The 15,772-nt window shown below is 65.6% G+C and carries 14 protein-coding genes and 2 tRNA genes; 8 read left to right on the forward strand and 8 right to left on the reverse strand.

Annotation, left to right across the window (positions count from 1 at the left end; translation table 11 throughout):
* Positions 1–343: 343 nt before the first annotated feature.
* Both ACX9NE_RS07720 and ACX9NE_RS07725 read left to right on the forward strand, forming a co-directional pair.
* Positions 344–949, forward strand: a complete 606-nt coding sequence (locus ACX9NE_RS07720; RefSeq protein ID WP_459361091.1) for a TetR/AcrR family transcriptional regulator — start codon at positions 344–346, stop codon at positions 947–949.
* Complete coding sequence (locus ACX9NE_RS07725; protein WP_459361092.1) at positions 946–1,848, forward strand: oxygenase MpaB family protein; 903 nt, start codon at positions 946–948, stop codon at positions 1,846–1,848. Before ACX9NE_RS07720 ends, ACX9NE_RS07725 begins: the two co-directional genes overlap by 4 nt.
* On the opposite strand, the gene ACX9NE_RS07730 is transcribed toward ACX9NE_RS07725, so the two are convergent.
* The gene (locus tag ACX9NE_RS07730) at positions 1,831–3,246 is read right to left on the reverse strand and encodes a tetratricopeptide repeat protein (RefSeq protein WP_459361093.1); all 1,416 of its coding nucleotides are present in this window, start codon (positions 3,244–3,246) and stop codon (positions 1,831–1,833) included. The genes ACX9NE_RS07725 and ACX9NE_RS07730 overlap by 18 nt on opposite strands.
* A gap of 4 nt (positions 3,247–3,250) precedes the next feature.
* Positions 3,251–3,919, reverse strand: coding sequence for a hypothetical protein (locus ACX9NE_RS07735; RefSeq protein WP_459361094.1), 669 nt, complete (start codon positions 3,917–3,919; stop codon positions 3,251–3,253).
* Between the two features lie 162 nt (positions 3,920–4,081).
* On the opposite strand from ACX9NE_RS07735, the gene ACX9NE_RS07740 reads away from it, so the two are divergent.
* Both ACX9NE_RS07740 and ACX9NE_RS07745 read left to right on the forward strand, forming a co-directional pair.
* Positions 4,082–4,624: a TetR/AcrR family transcriptional regulator gene (locus ACX9NE_RS07740; protein WP_459361095.1), complete on the forward strand. Its 543-nt coding sequence runs from the start codon at positions 4,082–4,084 to the stop codon at positions 4,622–4,624.
* Entirely contained in the window at positions 4,621–6,165 is a 1,545-nt protein-coding gene (locus ACX9NE_RS07745; RefSeq protein ID WP_459361096.1) for an MFS transporter, read from the forward strand. The genes ACX9NE_RS07740 and ACX9NE_RS07745 overlap by 4 nt, the downstream gene beginning before the upstream one ends.
* On the opposite strand, the gene ACX9NE_RS07750 is transcribed toward ACX9NE_RS07745, so the two are convergent.
* Complete coding sequence (locus ACX9NE_RS07750; RefSeq protein ID WP_459361097.1) at positions 6,108–7,436, reverse strand: FAD-binding oxidoreductase; 1,329 nt, start codon at positions 7,434–7,436, stop codon at positions 6,108–6,110. The two genes, ACX9NE_RS07745 and ACX9NE_RS07750, sit on opposite strands and share 58 nt — an antisense overlap.
* Positions 7,437–7,830: 394 nt before the next feature.
* Between ACX9NE_RS07750 and ACX9NE_RS07755 the strand changes: the two genes are divergently transcribed.
* Positions 7,831–8,625 carry a bestrophin-like domain gene (locus ACX9NE_RS07755; protein ID WP_459361098.1) on the forward strand — a complete coding sequence of 265 codons (795 nt, stop codon included), beginning with the start codon at positions 7,831–7,833 and terminating at the stop codon, positions 8,623–8,625.
* 224 nt (positions 8,626–8,849) lie between these two features.
* Here the strand turns inward: ACX9NE_RS07755 and ACX9NE_RS07760 are convergent.
* A tRNA-Lys gene (locus tag ACX9NE_RS07760) sits at positions 8,850–8,925 on the reverse strand.
* A 208-nt stretch (positions 8,926–9,133) separates the two neighbouring features.
* Between ACX9NE_RS07760 and ACX9NE_RS07765 the strand changes: the two genes are divergently transcribed.
* Positions 9,134–10,336: a L,D-transpeptidase gene (locus ACX9NE_RS07765; RefSeq protein ID WP_459361099.1), complete on the forward strand. Its 1,203-nt coding sequence runs from the start codon at positions 9,134–9,136 to the stop codon at positions 10,334–10,336.
* Between the two features lie 18 nt (positions 10,337–10,354).
* Here ACX9NE_RS07765 and ACX9NE_RS07770 read toward each other — a convergent pair whose 3' ends face one another.
* Positions 10,355–11,362 (reverse strand): zinc ribbon domain-containing protein, encoded by a 1,008-nt coding sequence (locus ACX9NE_RS07770; protein ID WP_459361100.1) that lies wholly within the window; start codon positions 11,360–11,362, stop codon positions 10,355–10,357.
* A gap of 148 nt (positions 11,363–11,510) precedes the next feature.
* On the reverse strand, positions 11,511–12,374 hold the full coding sequence (locus ACX9NE_RS07775; RefSeq protein WP_459361101.1) for a hypothetical protein: 864 nt from the start codon (positions 12,372–12,374) through the stop codon (positions 11,511–11,513).
* Here ACX9NE_RS07775 and ACX9NE_RS07780 point away from each other — a divergent pair.
* On the forward strand, positions 12,352–13,176 hold the full coding sequence (locus ACX9NE_RS07780; protein WP_459361102.1) for a transposase: 825 nt from the start codon (positions 12,352–12,354) through the stop codon (positions 13,174–13,176). The genes ACX9NE_RS07775 and ACX9NE_RS07780 overlap by 23 nt on opposite strands.
* Before the next feature lie 154 nt (positions 13,177–13,330).
* Here the strand turns inward: ACX9NE_RS07780 and ACX9NE_RS07785 are convergent.
* Positions 13,331–13,406: transfer RNA gene (locus ACX9NE_RS07785), tRNA-His, on the reverse strand.
* A gap of 55 nt (positions 13,407–13,461) precedes the next feature.
* A complete protein-coding gene (gene orn / locus ACX9NE_RS07790) occupies positions 13,462–14,109 on the reverse strand; it encodes an oligoribonuclease (RefSeq protein ID WP_459361103.1) in 648 nt (215 codons plus the stop codon).
* A 113-nt stretch (positions 14,110–14,222) separates the two neighbouring features.
* Here orn and ACX9NE_RS07795 point away from each other — a divergent pair.
* A partial coding sequence (locus ACX9NE_RS07795; protein WP_459361104.1) for a helicase HerA-like domain-containing protein occupies positions 14,223–15,772 on the forward strand: 1,550 nt, incomplete at its 3' end.

Consider the following 15,772-nt stretch of genomic DNA (forward strand, 5'->3'; position numbering starts at 1 on the left):
GCCGAACAGCTGTGGCGGTAGACATTGTCTCTCTCGCGGTCTCTCTCGCGGTCTCTCTAAGCGGTCTCTCTCGCGTCGCTCTCGCGCCGAATGATCGATCGGGGCGGCGACCGTCGCCGCCGCGCTCCGAGGTGTCAGGCCACTCACGGCCGCGCAGCGCTTTGGCGCAGTCCTCTGTCCGATAATGGTCTAAAAGTACAATAATGTTCAGAGCTACTAATACTGGTTATGCTGGCCATTACTGGATCGGCCGGCCGCGAAAGCGCGGACTCGCGTTCGCGTAACCAAGAACACACATCCGGCCGCGGAAGGCAGAAGGGCCGTTGGTGGTGGCGCGGCAGATATGACCCCCATACCGGCTAACCGGCCGTCCGACGGCGGCGAAGACGCACGGGTGGCGCGAACTCGCGCCGATGTTGGCCGAGCGGCGCTGAGACTTCTCACCGGCGAGGGGCCAGAGGCGATCACGCATGCGCGGGTTGCCGAAATCGCCGGATATTCCAAGACCACGATGTATACACATTGGCCGGCGCGCATCGACCTGATCACCATGGCGATCGAGTCGCTCGGCGAGATGCCGCACCACGAACGCACCGATGACCTACGGGCGGACGTAATCGAGGAACTCAAGGTCTTTCGTTGGGGCATTGTCGAACTGCGACTCGACCTCGTGCTGGCCAGCATGGCGCAGTGGGCGTCTCGGGAACAGATCAGGGAGCTCAGGGACAAGGTCAACAGTGATGGTCAGCGCCAGATGTACGTGATGCTGGGCGAGGTGTTCTCCGGTGCGGAATTGGACGCCGCCGTCTCCATGCTGACCGGTGTTGTCGCGTGCCCGTCGCTGATGTACGGCACCCTGCCGGACGACGACATCATCGGAGCTGCCGTGGACATGGTCTTGAGAAGCGCTGACTCGCCGGGTACACCGGCCCGTACCGTGGAGACATGACCATGTCTGTGCCTGGAGTGAAGGCGGTCAGCGCGGTACGGCGCGACCTGGGCGGCAGATTGTTCGGCATGGTGGCCGGGCCGGACGGACCGGCGAATCGAGAGCGCATCCACCGCGCACCGGGTGATCGATGGTTCACGCCGGACCGTCCCATCAGGCGGGTGAACGCGGATGCGTCGATGTTCGTCGGCGGCTTGCGGGCACTGCTGTTGCAGTCCCTGCACCCGCTGGCCATGGCCGGAGTCGCCGAGCACTCGGACTATCGGGGCGATCCCTGGGGACGGCTGCAGCGCACCAGCACGTTTCTGGCCACCACCACGTTCGGCTGCGCCGCTGACGCCCAGGCCGCGGTCGACCATGTCCGTCGCATCCACCGGTACGTGCATGGCGTCGCGCCGGACGGGAGGCCGTATCACGCATCTGACCCACATCTGCTGGAGTGGGTTCACATCGCCGAGGTGGACAGCTTCCTGCTCGCGCATCAGCTGTACGGCGCGGCCCCACTCGACCAGTCAGGGCGGGACGGCTACGTCGCCGATATGGCCGTGGTGGCGAGGGCGCTCGGCGTACCGGAACCGCCGCGCACCGAGCAAGAACTCCACGACCGGATTGAAGACTTCCGTCCTGAACTGCGCGGTACCCGGGCCGCCCGCGATGCCGCTCGGTTTCTCCTGCTGACGCCGCCGCTGCCGTTACCGGCCCGACCCGCTTACGGCGTGCTGGCCGCCACTGCGGTGGCGATGCTGCCGGCGTGGGCCAGACTGCCTCTGCTGCTTCCGTATGTCCCGGTGCTGGAGACGACGGTGACCCGCATGGCCGGACGCATGCTCGTCGGGAGTATTCGTTGGGTCATGACCCCGGCCGCGGACACGTCTGAGGCGTCAACGTCCCCGGCGTGACCGGAAGATCTGTCTGCGGCGTGATGGCGGCGCAGTGCTCTGTGAGCTCTCGAGAGCCTTGGGGGCCCATACCGGATGGCCCGACTCGACGGCTCGCCGGAAGGCTGCCCGGGCAGCCGCTATGTCGCCGTGCTCAGCCCACAGAGTGCCCAGTCCGAACTCCGCGGCCGGGCCTGACTCGGCATTTCCGGAGTCGACCGCCTCTTGGAATGCGGCCGCCGCCCGGTCCACCTCGCCTTGTCCAGCCCACAGGATCCCGAATCTGAGTGCGGCTCCGGGTGCGTGGTCGGGGTGCCCGGAGTCCAGCGCGAACTGGTAAGCCGCCGTGGCTCCCTCGACATCGCCCAAGCCCGCTCGTAGCATTCCGAGGGAATTCGCAGCCTCGGGCGCGTACTCGGGATGGCCGGAATCGATCGCCGCCTGGTAGAACGCGGTGGCGTCGGCGAAGTCACCGTCCTTCTCGTACAGCTTCGCCATGTTGATCGCCGCCCTTGGTGCCGCCTCGGTTTCCTCGGTGTCGATCGCTGACCGATACGACTCGGTGGCTCGTTCGAAATCACCGGACTTCTCCCGCAGCCGACCGAGATTGACCAGCGCCTTGGCCACCAGATCGGGCTCACCGGAATCGATGGCGGCCTGACACGCGGTCGCCGCGCCGGCCAGATCGCCCTGCTTTTCCAGCAGCGAGGCCATGTTGAATTCCGCGATGGGCGACAGCTCCGGGTGATCGGTGGCGATGACGATCTGGTACGCCTCCTCGGCTCCCTCGGCGTCACCCAGTGCTTCTCGAGTCAAGGCCAGGTTGATCGCGGCAGTAGGAATCACCTCGGGATGACCGGATGCGACGGCGATCCGGTAGGCCACCTCGGCCCCGGCGGCGTTCCCGCGACCCGCCCGCAATCCGCCCAGTTGAAGCAGGGCGATCAGGATCGACTGCTCGTGTTCGGATTCGATCGCTACGCGGTAGGCCGCTTCGGCCGCATCCGCATCGCCCTGTTCGGCGCGCAGGTTCCCGAGGTTCAGTGCCGCCATCGGAGCATGCTCGGGGTGACCGGAGTCAATGGCCAGCTGATAGGCCGCCGTCGCAGCCGCCGTATCGCCTTGCCCGGCCAGCAGGAAGCCGACAGCGAATGCGGCCGCTGACCCCCAGTGCGGATGTTCGGAGTCGATGGCCCATTGATATGCCGCGAGAGCACCGTCGACATCGCCCTCGGTGGCTCGCTGACGCCCCAGTGCGAAGGCGGCCGGCGCCGCCTGCTCGAGGTCGCCGGAGTGCAGAGCGCGCTGAAAAGCCGCCTCCAGGTCGCCGGTTTCACCCGACCCGTCTCGCGGTCGCGTGTGCTCAGAAGGGTTTCCAGATCCCCCTCGGTTCCCACTGTCGGGCACGCCGTCGGTCACTGATCTATGCCTCTATGCCGTAACCACCGCGGAGGTCCGTGTGGGCAGCTTTCAGCACGCGGTTGCACAGCACCACCAGCGCATCGACGTCAAGGTCCGACTCATCGCCGAGTTCCTTGAGAAACGATGCTTCTTCGTCCTGCAGCGCAATCCATTTTCGCTTCCGTTCACTCATCGCCTCATCGCTATTTGGCGGGACGTCGACGGCGTTCTGGAGTTGCTCCTTGCAGGCATCCAGCTGAGTCAGCGAGTAGCCGTGCTCGCGAAATTGGCGGTCCCATTCGTCAAGGATCAATTCGGTGAGGTCGCGAACCGGCTCTGCGGCATAAATCATCAGCTCGGCGACTCCGTCGTCGAGACCCAGCCGTGCGCGGAATTCGTACAACTCTCTGGTGGCCGCAGCCCGTCTTCGGCTGATGCTCTCTTCAGTGGCTTGGGTGCCCGCGAGTGGCTCTGCGCCGCGCTTGAGGTGGAGGACGGCGGAGATGAGACGCTTCAGCACCGCCTTCTTGTCCTCCCCGGCCCTTTTCTCGTATTCGAGGACTAGCGCGTGAGCCCGGTCCTCTCGCTTGGTTCTGGCGTCGATGCGCTTAGTCCAGACCGCCACCGTCGCAGTGGACAGAACGGAGGCGACCGGTACCAGGGTGGTCGTGAGCAAGGTCGTCCAGCTCATCGCACTAGTGCCAGTCTTCTCGGCGATGGCCCCGGCGGGCTTCTCCGCTTGTGCACCCGGACGTGCTCATTTCCACGTGGTCCAGTCTGCACGACCGGGCTGTGGGCTACGAGCGTTTGGCGTGGTGAGACAATTATGTCTCATCTGAGATAATATCGTCTCATGACGTCAAATCGTGAACGGGTGTTGCACGCCGCAGCGGATGTCCTCGGCCGGCGGCCCGACGCGACCCAGGACGAGATCGCCGCGGCCGTCGGCGTCAGTCGCGCGACGCTGCATCGCTACTTCGCCGGGCGGGCCGCGCTCGTCGAGGCGCTGAACCAGCTCGCCGTGGCCCAGCTGCGTGAGGCCCTCAAAACCGCCCGCTGTGAGGACGGATCCGCCTCAGAAGCGTTGCAGCGCTTGGTGACCGCGTGCGAGCCGGTGTCGGGATACCTCACCTTTCTCTGCACCCAGAGTCAGGATCTCGATACGAATGAGACGCAGCAGGGCTGGGACGAGATCGACGCCGGGATCAGGGAACTGTTCGAGCGGGGCCAGCGGGAAGGTGAGTTCCGCCCAGATCTGAGTGCCGTCTGGTTGACCGAGGCGCTCTATGACCTTATCGCCGGCGCTGCGTGGGTCATCCAGGCCGGACGTGCCGCACGCCGCGACTTCACCCGGATGGTCACCGACCTGCTGCTCCACGGGGTGACCCGGTCATGACGCGGAGTTGGTTGGCGCTCGCTGTGCTCAGCCTCGGAGTGCTGGTGATCGGCGTCGACGGCACGGTACTGGCCGTTGCCACCCCGCTGATTACCGAGGATCTCGGCGCGACGGCGACGCAGGTCTTGTGGATCGGCGACATTTACTCGTTCGTGCTGGCGGGTCTGCTTGTCACGATGGGCAGCCTCGGCGACCGGATCGGTCACAAGAAGCTGTTACTCTGCAGCGCAACGGCTTTCGCCTGCATGTCGGTGGCAACCGCATACGCACCGACCGGCGGGCTGCTGATCGGCGCGCGGGCGCTGCTGGGTGTGGCCGGGGCAGCGTTGGCGCCGTCGACGCTCGCGTTGATCCGCGGTCTGTTTCCCCGGCCACGCGAACGCAGCGTGGCAGTGGGCGTCTGGGCCGCAATGTTCTCGGCGGGTACCGCGTTGGGCCCGGTGACCGGTGGGCTGCTGCTGGAGCACTTCTGTTGGAGCTCAGTGTTTTTGATCAACATCCCGGTGATGGTCGTGCTACTCGTCGGCGGTACCGTCTTGTTGCCCGAACATCGCGGCTCTGCGCCGGGGCCGTGGGACCTGCCCAGCGTCGCGCTGGCGCTCGTGGGCATGCTCGGCCTCGTCTACGCCTTCAAGCAAGGTGCCGCCGGCGGGCTTGGGGTCGAGGTGGCTGCGGTCGGTGTCGTCGGCGCCGCGGCGTTGACGCTGTTCGTCAGGCGGCAGCTCACGCTGCGTACACCGTTGATCGACATTCGGCTTTTCGCCAATCGCGCCTTCTCGGTTGTGGTCGCCGCCAACTTGCTTTCCGTACTTGGCCTTTCGGGCCTGGTGTTCTTCCTGTCCCAGTTCTTTCAACTGGTTCAGGGATACAACCCGCTGCGGGCCGGGATGGCCGAACTGCCTGCCGCGGTCGCCGCGACCGTATTCGGCCTGTTGGCCGGTGTCGCCGTGCGTTACTGGTCGCAGCGCGCGGTCCTCGCGACGGGGCTGGCGCTCGTCGGTGCCGCGACGGCGTCGCTGACTTTGATCAGCCCATCCACCGGCTACCCACAGCTCGGCGTCGCCCTGTTTGTCGTCGGCGTCGGCCTCGGATTGGCCTTCACCGCGGCGAGCGACGTCATCATCGCCAGCGTCCCGCCGGAGCGGGCCGGCGCGGCAGCGGCGGTCTCGGAGACCGCCTACGAACTCGGCGCGGCGCTTGGCATCGCGATACTCGGTTCCATAGTCACCGCCGTATACCGCGGACTGGCGATTCCGCCCGGTACCCCGGATGCCGTGGCGGCACATGCCCGGGACTCGCTCGCCGCTGCGACCCTGGCGACAAGGGGCCTGTACGTCGACCGGAGGCAAGGCGTCTTGACGGCCGCCAAGACGGCGTTTACCGACGGGCTGGCGATCGCCGCGGGGGTCGGCTCGGCGCTGCTGCTCGCTTCGGCGGTGGCCGTGTGGCTGCTGCTCAAGCCCGATCCGACGCTGCAACCCGATCAGCCGGCGGCGGGAGGCACGCTCTGCTCGAAGCGGAAAACGTTCGTCGGATCGTAGTGGGCCTTGACCTTGCGCAGCCGTTCGCGGTTAGAGCCGTAGTAATCACGCTCCCAGTCGGCTGCGGGAGCATTGGGCACATTGACGTAGGCGCCGTCGCCGAAGGGGCGCAGAGCGCGCCAGAAGTCGACGGCCCAGCCCAGAGCCGTCGAGTTCAGCGCGGGGTCGTCCCAGGCCGCGCCCGGCTCGCAGTAGAACAGCGCCTCACGGTGTGGGAACGCCGACCCCCCGGGCGGAGCGTGGCGCACCGCCCCGCCGAAGCTCGAGCAGAAGAAGTTGCTCGGCGCGCTAGGTGTGTTCGCCATGAAGCGAACGACCACATCGATCGCTTCGTCGGGGAATGGGCGAGTGACGAACTGAGAGTAGAACTTCCAGAACGGGAGATCCGGCCCCCTGTCGATATTTCGGTAGATGTTCGGCCAGGCGTCGTTCGTGTAGGTCACCTCGGGTTTGCCGATCGCCAGCAGGGAACGCAGCTCGGCGTCCAGTTCGTCGCGTGAGCCGCCGTGCAGCACCGCCGTGAGCTCGACTGCGTTGGAGCCCGCCTCGAGCGCACTGGTCAGGCGCTCGTCGGCGACCGGCGCGTCTCGCTGCCAGGTGCGAAGTATGGCGCCCAGATGATCGTGTCCGGTCCACTTGACGATCGCGAACTCGACGGAGGAGAGCTCATGCAGCTTCAGCGTGTAGGACGTGGCGATTCCGAAGTTGCCGCCTCCTCCGCCGCGGCACGCCCACAACAGGTCGGCGTTGCGGTCCTCGGTGGCCTCGACAACCTTTGACGAGCGCGCGCCGTCGGCCACCACGACCTCGGCCGCGAGCAGGTTGTCGGACGCCAAACCCAAACTGCGGGTGAGTAATCCGAAGCCTCCGCCGAGAACCACACCACCGAGCCCGACGCCCCCCTCCGAGCCGGTCGGGACGACAAAGCCGCGCTTCCCGAGCGCCGCGACCGCTTCCTGCTGCGTAAGCCCGGTGCCGACCACCGCCGTGCGCGCCGCCTCGTCAATCGTGACACCCTTCATCCGACTCACGTCGACAACCAGGCCCCCGTCGATCGAGGACCAGCCATCGAGACTGTGCCGTCCGCTGCGGGCGCGCAGGGCAACGTTCTCCTGACGCGCCCACTCGACCGCGTTGACCACGTCCTGCGTGTTGGCGCAGAACACGATCGCCTCGGGATAGCGGGAATACAGGCGGTTCCAGCCGATTCGCGCCGCCTCGTACCCGGGATCACCCGCGCGCACCACGTCGCCCGTCAGCTTGCTGGTCATTCGGCCGCTCCTGAACTCACTGCGAAGAGATCGGCGTCTCCGGGCTCGGTCTCCAGCACGCCGCGGTTGTTCCTAGGAAGTACATTGCGCGCGACGATCACGCCCGGGACGAGCCTGTCGGGCAGTCTCAGCTTTCGCCACGTTCCGCCGCCTCATCTTCCGTCGAGGGACACTATGAACCCTAGACGCTGCGACGAATTGTTTTCAGCGAACTACCTTTTTCCCGACCGCTGATCGGCGCGCAGTCCTCGAACCGGGTGCTGAAGCCGGCCGAAGTGACGTCGCGCCGCAGACATGCGCCTAGAGTCGAAGGGCGGGCCGCGAATTCACACCCGGCCAAACGTGCATCCCTCGCCCGGGGTTTGCGGCGCGATGCTCTCGAGGAGTGTGGCCGGTGAGTGGTTGGATCGTGAGCAACGTGCCGTCGTGGCTGCTATTACTCGGACTCAACGTCCTGGTCGCAGGCGGAGCAGTGCTCGTGCTCAGATATGTCCGGCACCGGTTCCCTGGCCTCAGGGGGGATGAGCGCAGCGAGGTCACCCAGTTCGCCTTCTTGCTGGTTGGATTCGTGTACGCGTTCTTCACAGGTTTCATCGTCAGCGCGATGTGGGGTGAGACGAATACTTCGGACGACGCGATGCGGGCGGAGGGGACGACCGGGGTACAGATGGCCAACGACGCCACCGTTTTCGACAAGGCCGACAGTGACCGAATTCGGCAGGCGCTGCTGGACTATGAACGCACAGCCGTAACTGAGTGGCCGCTTGCCGCCAACGGCCACGCCGATCCGGCGGCCGGCCAAGCGCTGCAGCGCCTCCACGCCACATACGAGCAAGTTCAACCGCGCACCGATACTCAAAAGGCTTCTTTGGCAACCTCTTTCGACTCACTCAACAAGATCAGTCAGGCACGCACAGACCGGATAATCCGGGCCCGCACCGCAAACGGCCTGCCTTGGTCGATGTGGATAGTCTTCTTCCTGCTCAGCGGGCTGGTACTTGGCTGCGTCATCGTCTACAGCGTCGAGAAACCCGCCATTCACTACGCGTTGGTCGCGACGGTGGGCGTGCTGCTTGCCACCGACCTGTTCCTCGTCTTGGAACTCGCTCATCCGTATATCGGCGACACTGCGACATCGCCGGAACCGCTGAACGTGGTTATCCAGGTCCTGTCGGCCCCCGCGGCGTAGTCGCCCTGAATGTACTGAGACGTCGGATCGGCACTGTCGTTCTGAGATCAAGCTTGGGGGCCACTACGCTCGCGGTTGCGACAAGTGATCCCGACATGCCGTTCGCCGGCGCGATCCCACTTAGCGGGGTGGAGGATGAATGGCGGATTTTCGCCGAACCGGCGTCCCCCCGGGGACGACACGAAACAAGCAGGCTGGAAATCATGCCTGACCCCGGTTTTCAATGGTGCGCCGTCAGGGTTTCGAACCCCGGACCCGCTGATTAAGAGTCAGCTGCTCTACCAACTGAGCTAACGGCGCTTGCTCGGCTACAGGCCGGCTATCGACAATAACAGGCATTCTGGCGCAGAGTGAAATCTCCGGGTCGCCTCCAGGCTGAGGCTGCATAACCGCTGGGCACCAATCCGTGCGCACGTCCGCGGCGAGTGGCGGTGAGCCACTACAATACTGGTAACAATTCAGGGTCAGCGGTGACCGAATTAGCGATCAGAATGTGGAAGGTCACTTGATGACGCCTTTGCGCAGACGTCGACCATGGCTGGCTGCGGCCATGGTCCTGGTTGCTGTGTTCGGTGTTGCCTGCGGCAGCGGACCTAGTGCGCCGGTTGCTGCCAGGGTCATCGAGAACAAGGGCACGCCATTCGCCGACCTGCTGGTGCCCAAGCTCACCTCGTCGGTTACCGATGGCGCGGTCGGGGTCACCGTGGATGCGCCGGTCACGGTGAACGTGGCCGACGGCGTGCTGGCGTCGGTCTCGATGGTCAACGACAACGGCCGGGCCATCGCCGGACAACTCAGCCCCGACGGGTTGCACTGGCAGACCACCGAGCAACTCGGCTACAACCGGCGCTACACGCTGAACGCCAAGGCGACGGGGCTCGGTGGTGCGGTGACTCGCCAGATGGCCTTTCAGACCAGTTCACCCGCGCACTTGACGATGCCTTACGTCGTGCCGAGCGACGGCGAGGTGGTGGGCGTCGGCCAACCGGTCGCGATCCGCTTCGACGAGAACATCGCCGATCGTACCGCGGCCGAGAAGGCCATCAAGATCACCACCAACCCGCCGGTCGAGGGTGCGTTCTACTGGCTGAACCGTCGCGAAGTACGTTGGCGCCCAGAACATTACTGGAAGCCCGGAACCAACGTCGACGTGGCGGTCAACACCTACGGGGTTGACTTGGGCGAAGGGATGTTCGGCGAAGACAACGTCAAGATGCACTTCACCATCGGTGACGAGATGATCGCGACCGTCGACGACAACACCAAGATCATCACCGTGCGGATCAACGGCGAAGTCGTCAAGACCATGCCGACGTCGATGGGCAAGGACAGCACCCCGACGAACAACGGTGTCTACATCGTCGGGGCCAGGTTCAAGCACATCATCATGGACTCCTCGACCTACGGTGTTCCGGTCAACTCACCCAACGGTTATCGCACCGATGTCGATTGGGCGACGCAGATTTCCTACAGCGGTATCTTCGTGCACTCCGCGCCGTGGTCGGTGGGTGCGCAGGGACACTCCAATACCAGCCACGGCTGTCTGAACGTGAGCCCCAGCAACGCCGTGTGGTTCTACGACCACAGCAAGCGGGGGGACGTCGTCGAGATCGTCAACACCGTGGGCAGCATCCTGCCCGGCACCGACGGCCTCGGCGACTGGAACATCCCCTGGGATCAGTGGCGCGCGGGCAACGCCAACGCTTCCTAAGAGTTGACCCGTGATGGATCATGCGGCGCCAATCAGCTTGGGGGCTGGTTGTTTTCGGCTGGTCCCGTGACGTCCAGGCTTGCCTGGTCTGTTCGGGGGTGGGCCGGGTGCCGCTTGTTCAGCAGAGGCCGCGCGGTGGTGGCTGCCGGTCCTGGCCGATCGTTCACCCGGTGGTGGTGGTGGCTGGTGCCGGTTGACTGAACCCTCCCACTCTTGCTGGGAGGCGAGCCCATCACCGAGGGTGTGGGCAAGCTGGTAGTTGACGACCGCGGTGGATGGATCCTCGGGGTTGGTGAACTCGACGCTAGCCGCCAGGATCGCCGCGATGATGTCGCGGTCAGCGACCAGACCGCAGGCCGGGCAGCGGTGAGTGCGTTGGGACAGTGTCTTGCTCACCCGCTCGCCGCACAGGCAGTGTTGGCTCATCGCGGTGGTGCGGGTGCCGGCACGGTGAAGTTTTCCGCCGGCGGCGGCGCATTCGGCAGCGAGTGCGGTCAAGAGCATGCCCGGGCTGAACAACGCGATCCGCTTGCCCCACAGGCGCGCCCAGGTGTTGATGCGGCAATCCTCAATCGTGATCGCGTTCCCGTGCGCAGCAACGATCCCGGCCGCGACCTGGGTCGCGCGGGCGTGTTTGGCCTGACTGACCGCGCATGCGGCTTGCGCATGGTCGGCCCGCAGGGTGTGGTAGCGGCCCGACAGTTCGTCGCGGCGGTACGCGCGCAGCGGTACCCCGTCGGCCCGGGCCGCTCGGGCACCGCCGGGGTTGGTGACCTGACGCGGGGATAGTTCTGTGGCGGCGCGGCGTTCGGCCCTCGTGTGCTGGCGCGCTGATGGTGAGTACTGCTCGGGATTGGTGTTGCGGCGGGAGCGATCCAGTGCGCGTTGCCGGTCGCGGGTTTTCTTGGCGGCCCGCGCCGCGGCCTGTTGCTGGTCGGGTGTGCAGACGATCTGCTCGACGCGGAGCTGGTCACCGGCCGGGCCCGATGCCCGCGCCAGGAAGGAGGCGACCGAAAGGTTGGACACGTTCGCGTCCACTCCGGCCCGTCGACCCGCCGGTACCCCGGCACGCCGATACCGGGTCGAATCGGACTGATACCCCGCCTGGTGCACGAGCAGATGGGCGTAGTAGCGCCAACCACCCGGCGCGCGGCGGTCTGCGACACGTACCAGGTCAATCTTGTGCCAGATGCTCGGGTCGGCCAGAAAATGCCCCTAGATGCGGCCACTGACCGGCGCCCTGGGCCAGGCGCACCGGCAACACCAGATCCCCGGCCGGCAGACCGGTGAACACCACCGCCAGGGCTCCCTTGTGGTCCCACCAGGACTTGCTTGCCGGCCGTGGCGGTGCGGTCAGCGGCGTGGGTTGAGCCAGGATCGATGACCCCGCACACTGGCCTGCAGCTGCCGCGGCTGTAACGATCTCAGCCGGTAAGTCCTTGTCCCGGTAGGTGTTCAGATGACCATCCAGGGCACCGACAAGACGCCAGGTCTCCCACACCGGCCTGTCCTTGGTGTGTGATCGGGCCCGACCCGGGATGCGCGTGAAATCCCACCACGACCCAACCCGCGGCGCACCCTGCCGGCGCCCCGAGGTGTCCCCGAACAGGTGCCGGTCGATGGTCTCCCACACCTCGTCGGCCACATGCAAACCGACAGCCTTGGTCAGATGATCGCGCATCCATCCCGAGGATTCGATATGGCGTTTGGCGGCGGCCTCCATGCCCTTGCGGGACAACCCCAACCGATCCCGCAGCGGTTTCCGATCACGAGCTCGTTCGTGGTGAGCGGCCCAATACGCCCGGCACCGGGCTGCGGCGTCACGCTGCAGCGCCCGCCGCAGCCGAAACACCGCCTCCCACTGCCCTTCCACCCGCCCACGCACCCGATCATCAGACAAGTCCAACTCCAGGCGGATCACCGCTACTGGGCCCTCATAGGTGAAGTTCGGGGCCTTGGACTTCCCCCGCCGGCGCGGCGCAGCCACCACTTCATCACCGCTGATCACAGCGGTGATGTCGGTCGGCGCGGCTGCCATGGAGCCCAGGCAACCACACCCCACTGACATCATCGCCCTACCGCGCCGCTACCGAACTTGGCTGCCGCTCACAGGACTCACCGCCCACCAGTTCGACAGCGTGCACACCCGGGTCAGCCGCCAGGCGCGTCCTTCCCGCGGCCGTCCATGGGTCATGCCGCTGCCCATCCGGCTGCTGCTGGTACTGATCCACCTGCGTACCAACCTCACCACCCGCGCCCTGGCGGCACTGTTCACCACCAGTCACCCGACCGTCGACCGGGTGCTACACCATCTGGTGCCGATACTGGCCAACACACTCGAACACGACACAATCAAGACCCCCGATGGGCCGTGGATCATCGACGCCACCCTGATCCCCGTACACGATCAATCGATCGCCGCGATCAGCAAAAACTACCGACGCAGCATCAACACTCAGATTCTCGTCGACGCACACAGCCGGGCTGTGATCGCGGTCGGGGCTGCTTGGCCCGGCAACCGCAATGACGTCATCGCGGCCCGCCACACCCTCGCACACATGCTTACCGGCGACCGAATCATCCTCGCAGACGGCGGATACCGCGGCATCGGAACCATCACCGGGCCCCGCCGCGACAAGTCCGGCCGCACCATCCGCGACGACCACAACCGCGTTCACCGGCGCATCCACGCCCGCGTCGAACACGTCCTCGCCCGCCTCAAAGCCTGGCAAATCCACCGTCACTGCCACCGACGCGGCCACGCCATCAACCACAGCCTCCACATCATCACCAGACTATGGAACCTCAACAACCACAACCATTTACGGGTCAACTCTTAGGCGCAACCCAGACCCGACGCGCCCACGCCCGGTGCGGCCCGGAGCTAGACCTGTCCGGGGTTGTCCGCGGTCTGCCCGAGTCTGCCCGAGTGAGTGCGGTCTCGATGGGTCCCAAAGAAAAAGGTCAGAGGGGCTAAGTACCACCTCTGACCTGTGGGGTGAGTGACGGGACTCGAACCCGCGACATTCAGGATCACAACCTGACGCTCTACCAACTGAACTACACCCACCATGACCGCCGGTCGGCCCGAAACGGAACAGGCGTAACGCGCGGTGACGTCGATACTAACCGCTCGAGCGCTCGTCGGCCGAATCGATTTCCTCCGGAGTTTCCGTCTCACCCTGAAGATCGGCGACCACCGCGGCGATTTCGCTGGTAGAGGGCCCCGGCAGCGGGACGAACGCGGTCCGTCGGTAGTATTGCAACTCCCGGATCGATTCGTGGATGTCGGCCAGCGCACGGTGTGCAAGCCCCTTTGGGGGCTGTCCGAAGTAGATGCGTGGGTACCAGCGCCGGCAGAGCTCCTTGATCGAGCTCACATCGATCATCCGGTAATGCAGGAAGGAGTCCAGGGCGGGCATGTCGCGGGCGATGAATGATCGGTCGGTGGCGATCGAGTTCCCGGCCAGCGGCGCGGTTTTGGGCTGTTTGACGTGCTCACCGATGTAGTCGAGGACCATGGCCTCGGCGGTGGCCACGTCGACGGTGGACAACCTGACCTCGTTGGTCAGTCCGGATCGCGAGTGCATGTCCTTGACGACATCGATCATCGAGGATAACGCGGCGTCGTCGGCGTGGATCACCACGTCGATTCCCTCGCCCAGAATATTCAGGTCCGCGTCGGTGACCAGGGCGGCGATTTCGATCAACTTGTCCGATCCGAGATCGAGCCCGGTCATCTCGCAGTCGATCCACACCAATTCGTCACGCACAGCGCTCACACTAAGCCCACTCGCAGCTCACGCGGGCCCTGACCCTGCCGGCCCCAGGGAAGTAATGTGATCCTTCCCACGGGCAACTACTCTGGAAAAGGGGCGCGGCAACGATGAGCACCGACTCGGACGCCGGCGGGCTCGCGCGGCAGATTGCGGCGGGCTATGCGGTGCAGGGTCAGGCGCTGGAACTGGGCACCGTCGTCATCGACGGCCAGCCAGACCCGACCGCGCAGATCCGCATTCCGTTGGCCACCGTCAACCGGCACGGCCTGGTGGCCGGCGCCACCGGAACCGGCAAGACGAAGACGCTGCAGCTGATCGCCGAGCAGCTCAGCGCTGCCGGGGTACCGGTGTTCATGGCTGACGTGAAGAGTGACCTGTCCGGCTTGTCCCGGCCCGGAGAGGGCAACGACAAGACCGCCGCCCGGGCCAGAGACACCGGCGACGACTGGCAGGCCACGGGATTTCCGGTCGAGTTCCTGTCGCTGGGCACCGACGGAATCGGGGTGCCGGTACGCGCTACCGTGGACAGCTTCGGACCGGTGCTGCTGTCGAAGGTGCTGGGACTCAACGCTACTCAGGAGTCCACGCTCGGATTGATCTTCCACTGGGCGAAGCAGAACAACCGCCCGTTGGTCACGCTGAGCAATCTCCGGACCGTCATCAACCACCTGACCGGCGACGAGGGCAAGGCAGACCTGAAATCACTCGGCGGGGTGTCGGCCACGACGGCGGGTGTGATCCTGCGGGCGCTGGTGAATCTTGCCGGTGAGGGCGGCGACACCTTCTTCGGCGAGCCGAAGCTCGACCCGCACGACCTGCTGCGCGTCGACGGCGAAGGCCGCGGCATCATCAGCCTGCTCGAGTTCAGCGGTCAGTCGTTGCGCCCAGTCATCTTCTCCACGTTCCTGATGTGGTTGCTGGCCGACCTTTTCGCGCAACTGGACGAGGTCGGCGACATCGACAAGCCCAAGCTGGTGTTCTTTTTCGACGAGGCTCACCTGTTGTTCTCCGACGCGTCCAAGGCGTTCCTGGAGCAGGTTGAGCAGACTGTCAAGCTGATCCGGTCCAAGGGTGTCGGCGTGTTCTTCTGCACCCAGCTGCCGACGGATCTGCCCAACGACGTGCTCTCCCAGTTGGGCGCCCGCGTCCAGCACGCGCTGCGGGCGTTCACCCCTGACGATCAGAAGGCGCTCAGCAAGACCGTGCGCACCTATCCGAAAACCGATGTCTACGATCTGGAATCCGCGTTGACGTCGTTGGGGATCGGCGAGGCCGTGGTCACGGTGCTCTCCGAGAAAGGAGCGCCCACCCCGGTCGCCTGGACGCGCATGCGGGTGCCCCGGTCCCTGATGGCGGCCATCGGCACCGACGCGGTCGCGGCCGCAGCCAAGGCGAGCCCGTTGCAGGGCAGGTACGGCAAGACCGTCGAGCAGGAACCCGAGCCCGCGGTGGGACCGAAGGGGGACCTGGCTCCGTCGGCTACCGGTTCACAACTGCCGGTGCCGCAGAACAGCGATCCGCCACCCATGCCGGCGCCCTTCGAGCCGAAGGGTCCCGCCGTGTGGGAGGAAGTGTTGAAGAATCCGACGGTGAAAAGCGGTATCAACACGGCCATACGCGAGATAGTTCGGAACTTGACTCGCCCCGGCCGTCGCCG

It is taken from the genome of Mycobacterium sp. ML4 (assembly GCF_054515735.1).

What these genes read in the sequence shown, in the direction of transcription:
- ACX9NE_RS07720 (WP_459361091.1), top strand. Translation starts at nt 344, where the DNA reads ATGACCCCCATACCGGCTAACCGGCCGTCCGACGGCGGCGAAGACGCA.
- ACX9NE_RS07725 (WP_459361092.1), top strand. Translation starts at nt 946, where the DNA reads ATGACCATGTCTGTGCCTGGAGTGAAGGCGGTCAGCGCGGTACGGCGC.
- ACX9NE_RS07735 (WP_459361094.1), bottom strand. Translation starts at nt 3,919, where the DNA reads ATGAGCTGGACGACCTTGCTCACGACCACCCTGGTACCGGTCGCCTCC.
- ACX9NE_RS07740 (WP_459361095.1), top strand. Translation starts at nt 4,082, where the DNA reads ATGACGTCAAATCGTGAACGGGTGTTGCACGCCGCAGCGGATGTCCTC.
- ACX9NE_RS07745 (WP_459361096.1), top strand. Translation starts at nt 4,621, where the DNA reads ATGACGCGGAGTTGGTTGGCGCTCGCTGTGCTCAGCCTCGGAGTGCTG.
- ACX9NE_RS07750 (WP_459361097.1), bottom strand. Translation starts at nt 7,436, where the DNA reads ATGACCAGCAAGCTGACGGGCGACGTGGTGCGCGCGGGTGATCCCGGG.
- ACX9NE_RS07765 (WP_459361099.1), top strand. Translation starts at nt 9,134, where the DNA reads ATGACGCCTTTGCGCAGACGTCGACCATGGCTGGCTGCGGCCATGGTC.
- ACX9NE_RS07780 (WP_459361102.1), top strand. Translation starts at nt 12,352, where the DNA reads ATGTCGGTCGGCGCGGCTGCCATGGAGCCCAGGCAACCACACCCCACT.
- ACX9NE_RS07775 (WP_459361101.1), bottom strand. Translation starts at nt 12,374, where the DNA reads ATGGCAGCCGCGCCGACCGACATCACCGCTGTGATCAGCGGTGATGAA.